The sequence below is a fragment of the Paenibacillus sp. Dod16 genome (assembly GCF_049893405.1).
In the GTDB taxonomy this organism is placed as follows: Bacteria; Bacillota; Bacilli; order Paenibacillales; family Paenibacillaceae; genus Paenibacillus_AQ.
On record NZ_JBNDYG010000009.1, the window covers coordinates 1 to 14,290 of the forward strand.

At 51.2% G+C, this 14,290-nt stretch carries 18 protein-coding genes; 7 read left to right on the forward strand and 11 right to left on the reverse strand.

What is annotated here, in order from left to right; genetic code table 11:
- A partial coding sequence (locus ACPV3A_RS09510; protein WP_426199220.1) for a response regulator transcription factor occupies positions 1 to 479 on the reverse strand: 479 nt, incomplete at its 3' end.
- 181 nt (positions 480 to 660) lie between these two features.
- Here ACPV3A_RS09510 and ACPV3A_RS09515 point away from each other — a divergent pair.
- Together ACPV3A_RS09515 and ACPV3A_RS09520 are read left to right on the forward strand one after the other, a co-directional pair.
- A complete protein-coding gene (locus ACPV3A_RS09515; RefSeq protein ID WP_426199222.1) occupies positions 661 to 1,053 on the forward strand; it encodes a DUF6220 domain-containing protein in 393 nt (130 codons plus the stop codon).
- 7 nt (positions 1,054 to 1,060) lie between these two features.
- On the forward strand, positions 1,061 to 1,267 hold the full coding sequence (locus tag ACPV3A_RS09520; RefSeq protein ID WP_071218045.1) for a DUF5957 family protein: 207 nt from the start codon (positions 1,061 to 1,063) through the stop codon (positions 1,265 to 1,267).
- A 15-nt stretch (positions 1,268 to 1,282) separates the two neighbouring features.
- On the opposite strand, the gene ACPV3A_RS09525 is transcribed toward ACPV3A_RS09520, so the two are convergent.
- A complete protein-coding gene (locus ACPV3A_RS09525; RefSeq protein ID WP_426199224.1) occupies positions 1,283 to 1,561 on the reverse strand; it encodes a hypothetical protein in 279 nt (92 codons plus the stop codon).
- A 188-nt stretch (positions 1,562 to 1,749) separates the two neighbouring features.
- Between ACPV3A_RS09525 and ACPV3A_RS09530 the strand changes: the two genes are divergently transcribed.
- A complete protein-coding gene (locus ACPV3A_RS09530; RefSeq protein ID WP_426199226.1) occupies positions 1,750 to 2,436 on the forward strand; it encodes an HAD family hydrolase in 687 nt (228 codons plus the stop codon).
- 107 nt (positions 2,437 to 2,543) lie between these two features.
- On the opposite strand, the gene ACPV3A_RS09535 is transcribed toward ACPV3A_RS09530, so the two are convergent.
- Genes ACPV3A_RS09535 through ACPV3A_RS09560 form a run of 6 tightly spaced genes read right to left on the reverse strand, consistent with a single transcriptional unit; the run spans position 2,544 to position 9,252 of the window.
- Positions 2,544 to 3,659 carry a YheC/YheD family protein gene (locus ACPV3A_RS09535; protein ID WP_194544207.1) on the reverse strand — a complete coding sequence of 372 codons (1,116 nt, stop codon included), beginning with the start codon at positions 3,657 to 3,659 and terminating at the stop codon, positions 2,544 to 2,546.
- Positions 3,641 to 4,180, reverse strand: a complete 540-nt coding sequence (locus tag ACPV3A_RS09540; RefSeq protein ID WP_194544206.1) for a GNAT family N-acetyltransferase — start codon at positions 4,178 to 4,180, stop codon at positions 3,641 to 3,643. The genes ACPV3A_RS09535 and ACPV3A_RS09540 overlap by 19 nt, the downstream gene beginning before the upstream one ends.
- 53 nt (positions 4,181 to 4,233) lie before the next feature.
- Positions 4,234 to 5,340, reverse strand: a complete 1,107-nt coding sequence (locus tag ACPV3A_RS09545; protein ID WP_194544205.1) for a YheC/YheD family protein — start codon at positions 5,338 to 5,340, stop codon at positions 4,234 to 4,236.
- A complete protein-coding gene (locus ACPV3A_RS09550) occupies positions 5,337 to 6,710 on the reverse strand; it encodes a YheC/YheD family protein (protein WP_071218051.1) in 1,374 nt (457 codons plus the stop codon). Before ACPV3A_RS09550 ends, ACPV3A_RS09545 begins: the two co-directional genes overlap by 4 nt.
- A complete protein-coding gene (locus ACPV3A_RS09555; protein WP_426199229.1) occupies positions 6,707 to 7,843 on the reverse strand; it encodes a YheC/YheD family protein in 1,137 nt (378 codons plus the stop codon). Before ACPV3A_RS09555 ends, ACPV3A_RS09550 begins: the two co-directional genes overlap by 4 nt.
- A gap of 14 nt (positions 7,844 to 7,857) precedes the next feature.
- Positions 7,858 to 9,252 (reverse strand): YheC/YheD family protein, encoded by a 1,395-nt coding sequence (locus ACPV3A_RS09560; RefSeq protein ID WP_194544203.1) that lies wholly within the window; start codon positions 9,250 to 9,252, stop codon positions 7,858 to 7,860.
- Positions 9,253 to 9,389: 137 nt separating this feature from the next.
- On the opposite strand from ACPV3A_RS09560, the gene ACPV3A_RS09565 reads away from it, so the two are divergent.
- The 4 genes from ACPV3A_RS09565 to ACPV3A_RS09580 all read left to right on the forward strand — a co-directional run bounded on the left by ACPV3A_RS09565 (position 9,390) and on the right by ACPV3A_RS09580 (position 12,923).
- Positions 9,390 to 10,556, forward strand: a complete 1,167-nt coding sequence (locus tag ACPV3A_RS09565; protein ID WP_220684123.1) for a DUF445 domain-containing protein — start codon at positions 9,390 to 9,392, stop codon at positions 10,554 to 10,556.
- Between the two features lie 80 nt (positions 10,557 to 10,636).
- Positions 10,637 to 10,984, forward strand: coding sequence for a YlbF family regulator (locus ACPV3A_RS09570; protein ID WP_071218055.1), 348 nt, complete (start codon positions 10,637 to 10,639; stop codon positions 10,982 to 10,984).
- Positions 10,985 to 11,122: 138 nt separating this feature from the next.
- Complete coding sequence (locus tag ACPV3A_RS09575; RefSeq protein WP_076324342.1) at positions 11,123 to 11,410, forward strand: hypothetical protein; 288 nt, start codon at positions 11,123 to 11,125, stop codon at positions 11,408 to 11,410.
- 178 nt (positions 11,411 to 11,588) lie between these two features.
- Positions 11,589 to 12,923: a DRTGG domain-containing protein gene (locus ACPV3A_RS09580; protein WP_426199234.1), complete on the forward strand. Its 1,335-nt coding sequence runs from the start codon at positions 11,589 to 11,591 to the stop codon at positions 12,921 to 12,923.
- 82 nt (positions 12,924 to 13,005) lie between these two features.
- Here the strand turns inward: ACPV3A_RS09580 and ACPV3A_RS09585 are convergent, their stop codons facing one another.
- From ACPV3A_RS09585 to ACPV3A_RS09595, 3 genes are all read right to left on the reverse strand, one after another.
- Positions 13,006 to 13,317, reverse strand: a complete 312-nt coding sequence (locus tag ACPV3A_RS09585) for a YtpI family protein (protein WP_194544200.1) — start codon at positions 13,315 to 13,317, stop codon at positions 13,006 to 13,008.
- A gap of 137 nt (positions 13,318 to 13,454) precedes the next feature.
- On the reverse strand, positions 13,455 to 13,958 hold the full coding sequence (locus ACPV3A_RS09590) for a hypothetical protein (protein ID WP_113057501.1): 504 nt from the start codon (positions 13,956 to 13,958) through the stop codon (positions 13,455 to 13,457).
- A gap of 3 nt (positions 13,959 to 13,961) precedes the next feature.
- Positions 13,962 to 14,288, reverse strand: coding sequence for a YtrH family sporulation protein (locus tag ACPV3A_RS09595; protein WP_071218060.1), 327 nt, complete (start codon positions 14,286 to 14,288; stop codon positions 13,962 to 13,964).
- Between the last annotated feature and the right edge of the window lie 2 nt (positions 14,289 to 14,290).

Consider the following 14,290-nt stretch of genomic DNA (forward strand, 5'->3'; position numbering starts at 1 on the left):
TTTTCCGAGATCATCAACTCGCCACGCTTCAGCATTTCTTCGGTAACCGTTTCGCCTTCTTTTTCCGAGATCATCAACTCGCCACGCTTCAGCATTTCTTCGGTAACCGTTTCGCCTTCTATTCTGCGAAGGATCGACCGGATACGCGCGGCCAGTTCCCGGAGGGAGAAAGGCTTGGTCATGTAATCGTCTGCTCCTACCTCCAGCCCGATCAGCTTATCGGTTTCCTCAACTCGGGCGGTAACCATAATGATGCCGACCCGGCTTGATTTTCTGAGCTCCCGGCATACTTCAATGCCGCTTAATTCCGGCAGCATCCAATCCAATACGACCAGCGACGGTTTAAAGTCCCTCACTTTGGCCAAAGCCTCCGTGCCTGTCGCAGCGGTAATGATGTGAAATCCCTCCTGCCGGAGGAACGGCTCCATAAACTCAATGACTTTTCGTTCATCGTCCACAAGAAGCAAGGTATGTGCCATGCAAGGATCCTGCCTTTCCATTTGATTCGTTAGGTTCAGCCGTAAATCCACCCCATTATATACGGTTTCCAGCCGCAATTGGAAAATTTCACGGAATCCGCAAGCCATCATCACAAGATCGCAACATTTCGGTGATAGGATGATTTCGTAAAGATATTTGAATCAAGAGAGGGATGTCGACATGACGCAACAAGCTGTAGGAAAAACACCGCTGGTCGTATGGATATCGTTAGGGCTGGCATGGATATTTGTTGTTTGTATTGCCATTCAGACGCTGTTTGCCGGCATGGCGCTGTTTGACGATGGATCGATGTGGAGAAGCCATACCCTGTTTGTCCATTTTTTTGAAATCGTGCCGGTCCTCATGCTGATTTTTGGTATTGCAGGCAAACTGCCTGCCCCGTATAAATGGAAATCGCTGGTTCTGTTGTTATTGGTCTTCAGCCAATACCTCACCGCCAACCTGCCTGGCGCCGGGGACTTGCATCCGGTCATCGCCATCGGATTGTTCTGGCTTGCGGTGGATACGGCGCGTGGTGTCCTCCCGTCCGATCGACGGGAACAAAAGGGGTAGCACGAACATGAGAAGCCTTGCCGCGGTGGTTATGGCTTTAATTGGAGGTTTTGCAGGCGGGGTCGTTCTGAATGCAGCGATTGCCGTTATGTCGCACATCATATATGGAGGAGACGAGAGCGGGTTGAAGGGTCTCAAGTACCTGCCGTTTGTTACCTCGGCATGGTACGCCGCTACTTTAATGATCTGGCGGCGCCCGGAATATAAACCATAGCGCTTCGTTCCGCCTTTACCCTTCAACCGCCAGCGATACCCAAACGAACAGGAGATAGAATAGAATGGGAATCATCACTCCCATGGAAAGCAGCAGCCATACAAGCGGCGTCCGGATCATATCCTTAACAATTATGATCGGGCTGCGGACATATCGCCCCTTCTTGAGGCGGCACACCATCCGCTTGAGAATCGCAGCTTGTTCATGGGGCTCATAGCGGCTCAGCTCTGCGATCAGCTCGACTTCCAGCTGCCTGATTGGCGGTGCAGGTTCAGACTCCCTTGTGCCAGGCATGTAAATCCTCCTCTCGTTAGTACGCGTTATATGTATAACAACGATAAAGCTCCCTCGGTTATGCATATTTTATGTACAGAAGATCAAAAGTAATGAGGAATTGGGGTTTGCAGATGTGATATGGTTCCTATATGATGAGGAAAGATTAGACTAGAATCAGATTATATGGAGCGAAGGGAAGGACCAAATTGGAAAATACAGCAACGTTGATCAAGCCGGAAGCGATGATATTTGACATGGATGGAACGCTGTTTCAGACGGAGACCCTGCTGCTGCCCGCCTATCACAAATTGTTCGATATTTTGCGTGAAGAGGGGCACTATGAAGGGGAAACGCCGGATGAGGAGCTCATGCTTGGATGTCTGGGAATGCTGCTCGAAGACATTTGGAAGATTGTCATACCGAATGGAACGCCGGCAGCCCATCGACGTGCAGACGAGCTGCTGCTGCAGCTTGAGCTCGAAGGCTTAAGCAATGAAGCAGCCGTATTGTATCCTGAGGTGAAGGAGACGCTGGAGGAGCTTCATCGTCGGGGCGTCCGATTGTTTGTTGCCAGCAACGGCCTGGAGCATTATGTGAAAGGCATAGCTGAAGCGAGAGGGATCATGTCGCTCTTTGAAGGAGTCTACAGTGCCGGAGAGCATGGAACGGCTTCCAAGGTGGATTTGGTTAGGCTGCTGCTGGATGATCACGATATCCGGGACGCCTGGATGGTAGGGGACCGGTCATCGGATGTGGAGGCGGGCAAAGAGAACGGACAAACCGTCATTGGCTGCCGCTATGCAGGCTTTGGCGGGGAGCAGGAGCTTAAGGGATCAGATGTCGTTATTCATTCTTTTTCACACCTGCTGAGGCTTCACGATCAAGCCGAATAGATAGATAGGAGTCACAAAGGCTGTTTCCAAGGGTAGCAAGCAACCCTCTTGGAAACAGCCTTTGCGCGTTTTTTGGATTCTTTAATTACGGTTTTCTACGAATTAACTTAAGCATTTTTCGCGGATTTTTTCTGGCTGTACACCCACAGTGCATATTCTAAAGGCCTTACCATCGATTCACGGTATGCAGCCATATCGCCGATTTGAGAGAAGACTTCCCTTGATGGCTTCGGATTCACCTCGAGAAGAAGAACTCTTCCGGTTTTATCCACGGCCAGATCCAGGGCAATCTCGCACAAGCCTCCATACTGTCCGTCAAGAAATTGGGCCACATCCACACCGAGGGAGTCGGCTTCCTCGCGGATGCTGGCGCGCTTTGCCGGATCTGCGATCCATTTGCTTAACAATTCTTCCATCATGGTCGCACGCCCGCCGCCATGCAGGTTGGAGGTCACGCTTTTCGGCGCTCCGACGCGTCCAACGCAGCCGGTCACCTGCCATTGACCGGATCCATTTTTCTGTACGAGCATCCGGTAATCATGCACTCTTCCATCCGGCAGCTCCAGCTGGATCCCCTCTTGAACCAGATATCGATCTCTATTGCCCCAGCCCGACAGATATTGCGCCAAATGGCCTGAAGGCATTCGCTTCGGTCTGATGATGCTCCGGTTGGAATTGCGTCCCCGGATTTCATACGTGCCCGCAACACCAGGTACCTTCGTAATCCGCAGAATTCCGCGTCCGCCCGTTCCGTTAATCGGTTTAAAATAGACGGTAGGATGAACGTTGAGCATCCGGTGGATGTCGCTTGTGCTGGTTACGATCCGAGTATCCGGCAGATGGGGACGGAAGCGTTTCTTGGTGGATAATACTTGATGAATCGTCCATTTGTTGCGTAAAGGTCTGTTCAGAAACAGTAAATGCCGATAGCGTGAACGAAAGCGCAGCAGCTGTTGAAAGCGAGGGCTCTTTTGAATGCGGCAGCGATCAAAGATCATATTGGGAAACGAGCGCCATCTGCGGCCCCATCTCCGGCGATCCGGATCGTATTCCATGGCGTTGATCAGGCCTTGCGCACTGTTAACGTCAGCGGGGGTGAAGACGTAAACGTCAAGGCCCATCGCTTTTCCTTCCCTGATCATATGCTCGTAGATATGCCGCTCCTCCAGCGTTTTCCGTTCATCCAAGTATAACGTCATAATACCTAAGACGGGTTTTGACACAGAAGTTCACCTTCTTGAACAGAGTCAGCACGAGATGCTGAAGAACTGTGGAATGGGTGCAGGGGAAGGGTTCCGCTCATAACGAGCGTAGGTTTGCCCGTCGGACCTTGCTCAAGCGCTATGGCCTGTAGCCCTGCATGAAAGCACATTTGCAAACTTGCCGAATGATCGGCGGCTACTTTGCATCGCAGCCGCCCGAATTTGGATAATTGTGAGCGGATCAGGGAAGAACCGATATGCCGGTTGCGGTATAGAGGGTGTACAGCAACCATGCAGGCACCTTCCCCATAATCCGCCGCAAAGCACATCCCCACAGGTATGCGGCCGACATCGCTTCGAACCGTAGCGGCCATGATCGAGGTACCGGGCTGCAGCAGCTCGTCATAGGATAGCAAGGCCAGGCGCTGGTAACCTTCGCGGGTTAGGCGTTTGTTGCTGTACCGCCGGAAGAATTCGCTGCACTGCTGTCTGGCATGCGGCCATTCTTCCGGGCTTGAGAGAGCTAGACATGAGATTTCCACACGATCCCCTCCTTTCATGTCTTTCTTAACCGTTGCTCTGGCTGATGCAGGGCCTACCTTTGATTGATCAGGTATTCGGAATATTGAAAAATCCGCTCCAGTGACTTTTTCCGGATCGCGGGTTCGTCAAATTTCATGGGTCTTGAATTGGCTTCGAAGAACCAGAGAACGCCTTCGCTATCAATTCCGAGGTCCATGGACATTTCGCCATGGATCTGACCAGAGCTCTTCTCAATCTGCCGTGCCATATGCACGGCTGCTTTTTTAACTTCGCTAAGGATGGCGTCAGACCGTTCCTGACCGAACACGATCGGCAGCAGCTTCTCCGGATCCTCAATCGTTCCTCCGCGAGGAACATGTGTGGTGATGCTTTTGGCGCCTGCCATTCGAGCTCCAATGCCTGTAACTGCCCAGGAGCCGTACTCGTTCTTTTGCACAAGTATGCGGAGGTCGAAGGCGCGACCGTGGACTTGGGCCAGCTCGATTCCTTGCTGGATCAGGTATGAGCTTCCTTTAGTCTCCTGATAAACACGGTTCCAAAGCCGCTCTAAGGAGGCTGCTTTGTAGGTGGTGCTGTTTTTGTTGTTCTGTATTTGTATGCGGTAGGGGAGCGATTTGTTTTTCTGATACCGCACCCTCATGATTCCTTGCCCGGCCTTGCCGTCCTCTGGTTTAAGATACAGGTAGGGCTTCCGCTTGATCATTTCATATAAAGTAGGGTAACCCTTCAATCGCTTTGTCAAGGGTGCCCACTTTTTGGTTAACCGTGATTTGTTCAGCCAAGCAAAGAGACGCCACTTATTGAAGAAGTGTGGGTTATAGATATCGATATGGGGATGTTTTTGGCATTCCTTGATTTTGCGTCGGACCCAGGGAAGGGCTTCATCCTCTCGGTAAGGGATCCGGTTATATATAACCTGGGGCAGAGGGCATAGCCTCTGCTCCCAGGAATGGTCGCTGTTCAGGATATAGCCTTTGACAGTACCGGTATCAAGCTTCAGATCACGTACGGTGACCACATAGACGATAAAGCCCATATCCTTTCCCGTTTTGATGATTTCCTGAAAGTTTTGCCGGTTGCCTCTGAACATCGTATGCGAGTCGTGCATGGTCAGGATGGCTACAACCGGTCTTCCATCACTCTCCACTCGGTTATTCACGAGTCATTCCCCCTGTGGAAGCCGCTGAGATACATACTGTGTTCAAATATATGCTCCACCGATGCTTTTCCTTCCCCTTTAAGAGAAGGGTGGTTGAATATCGATCGGCCCGGCTTCGAATTCGCTTCAAACATCCATATCCTCTCGTTATCATCTATTCCTATATCGAACCCGATTTCTCCTAACAGATGCGGATGATGATTCTCGATGGCCTCCGACATCGCGATGGCGGCGTCCTTGGCACGCTCCAGCACATCCCGAGCTTTGGAGCCGAAGGCCCGGCTGAGCGCCTGCTCCGGCGTCATCAAGGAGCCCCCGTTCTTGATATGCGTTGTGACGCTGCCCCGACCGGCTTTTTTGGCGCCGATACCAACCACGGACCACCGGTTTTTGCTGTTCTTATGCATATGAAATCTGAAGTCGATAGGGCAGCCATCGATTTCAATGAGGCGGATTCCTTGCTGGATAACATAGTTACGCAGCTTGGAGCCATGCTTGGCCTGTAGCATACGCATCAGACTGTTAAAGCTTGGGAACTTGAGAAGGGTGTTACCCCCGTTTCCGTGATATCGCGCAAAGTATCCTTTTTTGGGAAGATAGGTTAACCGGTAAATCCCGAGGCCTAAGCTTCCGGCTGAGGGCTTATAATATACAAAGTTATGGCGCTCCATCATATCCTTAATCCGCTCGGGACTAGGATTGTTATGCGTTTCCGGCAAATATTTGCCTGCCTGCACGTCGCCGTCCAGCTGGGAGTACACATCGGATTTATTGAAGAAGGCCCAGTTGAAAAATTTAATGTTGCGCTTCAGAAACCGATCTCTCAGTTGATTGGTAAAAGGGGAGAAGTCGGTTTTTCGGCTAGGCAGGCGATTATAGACGACATTAGGGAGCGGAACGGTTTTGCGGACAAAACCGCCGCCGGAACCGAGCATATAGGCATGCACCGTTTCGCGCTGCCAGTTGATATCCCGGGGGGCAAAGGCATATACAAACATTTTTTTGTTGCCCTCACGAAGAAGCTGACGAATATACGAGGTTCGGGCTCCAAAGGGGCTGGATGGATTATGCGGTCCGTCGGAGAGAACCCCAACCACGGGCCCCAGCTCGATTTCTCCTTCACGGGGGGAATGGATATAGACAGGGCCCTGTCTGGGAACGTGGATACCGTTGCGGACACCGTTGCTTAAATAGATGTGTTTCCCCGATCGATCGATCGGTTTTACAGCAGCGGACACCGTGTTGGTCCCGATGCGTAGCTTAATCGATTTCCTGCTTGATAGCCCCAGGCTCTTTAGAAGCGAACCGGATAAAAAGACGACTTTTTCGGGCTGCTGCGAGAAATGAATATTTCCGAAATTCAAACTCATGTATTTACCCTCCTAAGTTGTCGAAGCAATAAATAACGGGCGTATTGAATCGGATGTTCGACGGACAGCCGGGCTGCGTGACCATCTCCCGTTAGTGTAAATGCGCGGCGGCCCGGTTTGGAATTAACCTCCAGGATCCAGACCCGTCCCTTTGTATCCACGCCAAAATCGATTCCCAGCTCGCCAAGTCGGCCGAATCCTTCTTCGAGCAGAGATGGAAGCTGAGCGGACAGATCTCGGATGGTCTGAATGATCTTCATGGCCTTTTCTTCTCCGAAATCGGCCGTTAGATAGGGAAGGGCCGGAAATGCGGTGCCTCCCCCGTGAAGGTTCGAGGTCAGTCCTTGGCTTACGCCTTGCCGTGCAGCGATTCCTGTGATGGACCATCTGCCGCGGTCATTCTTTTGAACCAATGACCGAATATCAAACGGATCTCCGTTACGGTTATGAAGCTCCAGATAGGGTTGAATGATAAACCGGCGTCGACCGGTAAATCGACTCACCCATTCGTTCATCTCTTGTGCGGGAATAGTCTGCTGGAACATGCGATTGCTCCGGTTCCTTCCTTGCAGTCTGACACGCTGTTGATCTGTCAAAGCGAGGTACAAAGTATGACGACCCTGAGAGCCTCCGCTAGGCTTCATGAAAAGTCCGCTGCCAAAAGCCAGCAGGGCCCTGCTCAGTGATTCCGCTCCGGTATAACTTAAGGTTGCCGGCAGATATGGCCTTAAGGCGGAGGAGCGCTTTAATAGTTGATGCACTTTCTGCTTGCCGGGCAGACCGCGTGCCCACAGTCTTACGCCCTGCTGCAGCATTCGGTTCAGATACGCACCGGCGGCAGCCGTTTCCTCACCGTTTCGGTGCAGACATCGGTCATAGATGACGTCTGGAGGAGGAAAGGTGCCGAAACTCCAGCCTTTTCCAGGATTGAATTGATATCCTTGTATCCTGTCTATGGAGCTTTCAACACCAGAAGCAGGAGAGGCATCATCCGGACAAAAAACAAATACCTGCATGCCGAGTCCCTTGGCCTTCGAGCTAAGTTCACGGAGGAATTCCTTCTCTGCGAAGGGAGGGAAGCCCGGTTTGCGGCATACCATGACACCCAGGGTGCCTATCTTGTTTGACGACATAATGTTCTCCTTTTTTAGAACCCCGTCAAGTATTGACAGTACTGAACGAGCCGGACGGCTGACGGTCTTACTTTGGAGTCGGCATTCAGCGGTGCATTTTCACCTTTGGACGGCTTGGAGTTGACCTCCAGGAGCCAAATGCGGCCAGCCGTATCAATTGCCAAGTCAATGCCGAGCTCCCCGAAATGATAGGGAATGGCAGCCTCCAGTCCATGAGCAATATCGAGCGCCGCTTGATTCATTCGGGCGGGGGCTGTTTGTTTGGAGCTTAACGGAATACTGCTCATGGCAAGTGCGTCCTTGACGGAAGATAGCGTACCGCCTCTGGCAAGATTGGAAACAAAATGGTTTCCGCCGGCAATACGGGCCACGACCGAAGTCACTGCCCACTTGCCGTTTTTGTCTTTATGAACAAGCGCGCGAAAATCAACGTTTCGCCGGTTGATGCGGATCAAATCCAGCCCTTGCTGAATTTGATAACGCGTTTTTTTTATTTTCCCAGATAAGCTGCTGAACAGCTTTGGAAGTGAGGAGTAGGTATTCTTCTTGCTTCCTTCAAGAGAGGTGGTCATCGTTTGATATTTGCCGTTCTCTTGGCGGGATATCCGGATGATCCCTTTCCCCAGACTACCCCGCACCGGTTTCAGGAAGACCGTCCGATAAGTGGCGCACATTTTTTTGAGCGTCGGATAACCGCTGAGCAAATAGGATTCGGGCAAATATTTCTGCAGTTTCACATCAGGCCCGAGTGCCTCGAAGACATCCGATTTATCGAGAAATTTCTCGTTAAAGATTTGGGTGCCGAATCGCGATTTTACTTCTCTCATAAAATGCTGTACGCTAGGACTATTCTCCAGTTTGCGGGTAGACAGCCGGTTATTAATGACGTCCGGAGCTGGAACGCTGAGCTTTTTCCATCCCGCGTCATAAGCAATGGCTTCAAGTGTCGACGGGTTCGAACCGATCATGTCAGGTGTGAAAAAATATACATATGCGCCCTGTTTTTTGGCCGCGTTGACCATTTCCAGGCAGAAAGCTGAGATTGATCCGAAAGGTTTATCAGGTTCATCCGGTTGATATCGGCTGACCATGATCCCGATAAGCGGACCGAGCTTCAGCGTTCTTTCCGTTGGATAATATTTGACATTCATGACGGTACGAGGAAGAAGTCCCGAATGGCTGAATACCGAAGGGCTTAGGGCCAGCGAATTCGATTTTCCTCCTGAGATAACGCGGACTTCCTGCTTGAAGGAGCCAAAGGCAAGCTGTACCTTCGAATCTGTCGGGATACGGAGCTGTCTGATGAGCCGGTCACCAAGCTTGATATCGTTATCCGAAAGCTGGGCTGAGCGGATTAATTGAGTCGATATCTTGGATTTGGTGTTGGATTTGATCTTGGATTTGCGCATGATGGATCTCCTTCCGACAACAACTGGATACTTAAGTGAACAGACAAAAGACTTCATCTGATCATTGCATGTAATGCATCATATGAGGACATATATCCCTTGGTGATTGTACTGCTCGGGAAAAAGGAGTGCTGAAAATGCAGAACTGGCTGTTTATTTTGGTGAACGTGTGCGTTGCTGCTTTTGTTGGCGGCATCACGAACCACTTTGCAATAAAAATGCTGTTTCATCCCCGTGAAGAAAAAATCATCCTGGGCCGCCGCGTACCCTTCACGCCAGGGCTCATTCCAAAGCGCAAGGACGAAATAGCCGAGTCGTTGGGACGTGTGGTCTCGGATTACCTGGTGACAAGCGAGGGCTTGCAGGAGCTTATTCGAAAGCCGGTGTTTCGGGGTAAGATAGAGGACAGCCTCTATCGGAAGCTGGAGGAATGGAGCCAGTCGGAGCTGAGCTTCGGAGACTTGGCGCTTAAGGTATGGAGTTCCGAACAGTGGGAGCAATTGAAGGTCCGTGCCGAACAATCGGCCCGCCAGCTCACAGCCCGGGGTGCCGCAGCAGTATGGCACGGATACGGATTGGAGGCAAAGCCGCTGAAGGAGCTTGTTCCCGGTTGGTCCGAGGAAACGATCCAGGGCTGGAGCGGGGCTGCCGCCGATATTGTGCTGAAGGAGCTGAGGAGCACGCTGTTGTCCGCGAAGGGGCAGCTTATGCTATCGGATGTGGCTTCTTCACTCATCGATAAGGCAGGCGGATTTTTGGGGACGATGGCTTCGATCTTTGTGGATGAGGATAAACTGGTCCAGAAGCTGACGCCCATGCTGATTCAGCAGTTGGAGGGTGAGAAGATCCGCAAGACCATCACGGATATTATCTCAGGAAAGCTGTCGTATTACGGTGAGATGCCGCTGGGGAATATCATCGAACATGCCGCTGGTGAGCCGGGCCTCGCTTGGATCTCCCGCACATTGGATGACAAGCTTCCTTGGTCCAAGTGGATGAAGCAAATCGAGTCTCTTCGCGTAGGCGAGCTGATTGGACCGCGAATGCCTGCCATCGAAGCAGCTCTGCCTGGACTGCTCGATAAGGGACTGGGCTTCCTTGAGCGAAGCATCCCGGCGGCCATGAAGGCTGTAAACTTACCGCAGCTCGTTCAGGAGCAGGTGGAGAAGTTCCCGATTGAGCGGCTGGAAGAGATCATCCTGAGTGTGTCCGGCCGCGAATTCAGGGCCATCACCTGGCTTGGGGTGCTGCTGGGCGGAGTGATCGGATTGTTCCAATCCATGCTGACCATACTGTGGAGATAACAATTTTGATGGAGTAAGGATTAAGGCAAGAGGCGAATTCAAATACGGCGTTTAAGCCGAATATATTGGAGGAATTACGAATGAACATTTATGACAAGGCACATGATTTGGCAAAAGCGATGAAGGAAAGCAAGGAGGTAGAAGAAATTACCTCTGCTATGAAACTCGTGGATGCAGATCCGGAGAGCAGACGCATGCTGGATGACTTCCGACAGCGCCAGATGGAACTTCAACAGCGCATGATGTCCGGCGATATGCCGGCACAGGACGAAATGGAGAAGATGGAGAAGCAGTTTGAGGTGCTGAGCCTGAACCTGAACATCCGCCGCTTGTTCGACGCTGAGCGCCGTCTGAGTGTCATCATCGAAGACGTGAACAAGATTATATCGGATAGTCTTCAGCATCTGTATGGTCCAGCCCAACCCTAGACGTTCCCTTTTTTAAGGCTGCGGACAATAAACATCAACACAAATTCGGTACATTTTTAAAAACTTGTCTCATAAATTGCGCAAGCTCCTCATAGAGTAGAAATATAGATTTCAGAGAGTAGAGGAGCTGCGTTTACAATGAAAAAAAAGAAGAACAAGTTTAAACACACCGCTTACTTATTGGTTGCACTCGGCATGTTGATATACGCCCTTCCCAGCATTTCTTTCTCTGGCGGGTTCTCATGGGTTTCGCTGTTCGGTGCAGTCTGGGCAGGATTTGCCCTGCTTGTGATCGGTTCGCATCTCTATTACCTTATCGGTGTAGATGAAGCGAAACAGAAAGCGCTCGATGAGATCCGCAAGGAGAAATTGCGTCAATGGGAATTGAAATGGCCGGAGGAACAGAAGAGCCAAGAAGCCAATTAAGCGTTGGATCACAGCGAGAGCTGTGACGAACAAAAACCTCCCTTTAAGGGGTACGGTTGGATCGCCCATCCGTTAACCTTCAGGGGAGGTTTTTTTGTGTCTGACGGGTATGGGAGCTTCATAGGACGTGATATAATAGATACAGTATGGTACAGATAGTGTTCTGGGGGTGTAACAGTTGGACGTTCGAGATGATACGATTACCAAACACGAGCAATTGGTTCAGCATATTGAAAGTTTGAAGGTTGGAAGCAAAATCTCGGTACGACGGTTGGCCAAAGAGATGGGCGTCAGCGAGGGAACCGCTTATCGGGCGGTAAAGGAAGCGGAAAGCCTGGGCATCGTGGTCACGAAGGAACGGATCGGCACGGTTCGTGTGGAACGGAAGCCGCGTAACATATCCGAGCAGCTTACGTTTGCCGATGTCGTTGAAATTGTGGAAGGGCATGTGCTTGGCGGTGCGGAAGGGCTTAATAAAAGCCTGCATAAATACGTGATTGGCGCCATGAAAGTGGAGGCGATGATTCGATATATCGATGCCGGAAGCCTCATGATTGTCGGTAACCGCGAAGATGCCCATTCCCTGGCACTCGAGCAGGGGGCGGGCGTGTTGATTACGGGCGGTTTCGGAACCAGCCGGGAAGTGAAACAGCTGGCAGACCAGCTGCATCTGCCCATTATATCGTCCAGGCATGACACGTTTACCGTCGCCTCCATGATTAACCGCGCCATTTTTGACCGATTAATCAAGAAGAAAATTATGCTGGTGGAGGATATCGCTCATGATAAGCCGAAGAATCACCAGTTGAAAAACTCCGTCACCGTTCGGGAATTCAAACGGATTTCACAGGCGACCGGGCAAATCCGGTATCCGGTAACAGACGAATGGAACCGGGTCATCGGCATCGTCGGGGTTCGGGATGTGGAAGGGCTCGCCGAAACTCAGCCGATCGAGAAAGCGATGACCCGCAATCCGGTAACGGCAAGCATGAAAACGTCGCTCGCATCTGCGGCGCAGATTATGATGTGGGAAGGGATCGATTTTCTTCCGATTGTGGATCGGAACCGCAAGCTGCTTGCAACGGTTACTCGTAAAGAAGTGTTAGGAGCACTGCGGGATGCGCGAAACCAGCCTCAGCTTGGCGAGACGTTTGATCAGCTGATCTGGAATGGGATTGCAGAGGATCGGGATGAGGAAGGGCGTTTGTTCTTTCACGGTTTTATCACGCCCCAAATGGCTTCAGAACTTGGAACGATTTCGCAAGGGGTGCTCACGACCGTCATGAGCCAAGCTGCGGTTAAAGCGGCCAAGGATATTAGCGGCTGGGATCATGTGCTGGACCATCTGTCGACGTATTTCATCCGGCCCGTGCAGATCGAGGATCCGATCGTCATTATGCCAAAATTGCTGGAGATCAGCCGCCGTACCTGCAAGATGGAGATCGAGATCCAGCATCAGACAAACCTGATTGCAAAAGCGGTCATGACGATGCAGGCGATCGATCACGGCTAACGTTAAACTCCGGACAAAATAAAGGGGCATCCCGCAGGTCTTCATGGACCTTGCGGGATGCCCCTGTTCCGTTCAATTTATTTTAGCTGGCCGTTCTTGAATTCTTCAGTCTGCTGTAATAGGTGCGGCTTCTTATGCCGGCAAATATATTAAATGCGCCAAGCACCAAGAACACGGCTTCTACAATGACAGCCGGCGTGGAGCCGCTGAACAGAAACATGCAGACCAGCGAAAGGGAAACCAGCATAATGCCCATACAGAGGTTCATCATGGACATATAGATGCCGCGGTCCGCGGGATCCGCTACTCGGCGTGCGCGAATGCTATAGAGCGCGGCAGCTACGACGGACAGGACGAGGATAATGTACAGGATATAGTGGATGACGGTTATCATGGAATGGAAGGCTCCTTCATATTCGGTAACATGCTCGCAATGTGGTGTTCATGTGCTGCTTCGTGATCTAAAGATGACTTTTTGAACAAACTCTAAAAGCATGTTAGATTCGATCATTTACAATAGTATGTATTGTATCATGATCCGGTTGACTTTGCATCCACATGATCAACGCTAACCCAGATTTGCAGCACGCCTTCCATGACGAGCATGGTCTTGATTTGGACCTTGTAATCTTTCTCGCGGACGGTATAAATTTTGTCGCTGAGGAGTGAGCGCGTCAGCTTGCTGTCTGCGTCGATATCAAACACGTTGCGGCCGCGAAGGGCAGCCAGATCTTCGCTCATAAGCCTGACGAGCTCTTTGATGATGACGGGATCCAGCGGAACCCTGTCGTTTTGTTCGCTGCGGATCTTGATTTCCTTGATGACCGTGGATTGTTTATTGTATTTTTTTAACGACTCGATATCTTCTTCGTATTGCGTTATTTTGAGCTGCTGCTCCTGATTCGTTAACCATAATTTATTGTAGGCTGCATGATAAACCGAATTGTAGACGATGCTGCCGACAACCATTCCCAGCACGAAGATGGATGCGATCTGATAGAAGGGGCGGAAGCGGTGGGCTGGAGGTACGCGCATCATTCAGCTCCGGCTGAAGCACACCCATTTGACCAGCTCGCTGCCCATATGTGCTCCAAGAAATGCAAAACCCAGATATAAAACCTGCTTGATGGCAGGGGATAAATTCCCGTCAAGCACGTTGCTTTCAATGACCCGCATCGGATCAATGGTGCCCCCGATCGCGGCCGCAAGAGCCCATATTTTAATCCGGTCGGCCACTTCAACCATGGTCAGGGTCGGGGGCTGCAGGGACAGCACGGCGCCCACGCCTCCCACCATGGCTCCCCCCAGCACGATGCCGAAGGCTATAAAAAAGTCCAGGATCGCTTTGGATAAAAAAACGCTCATGC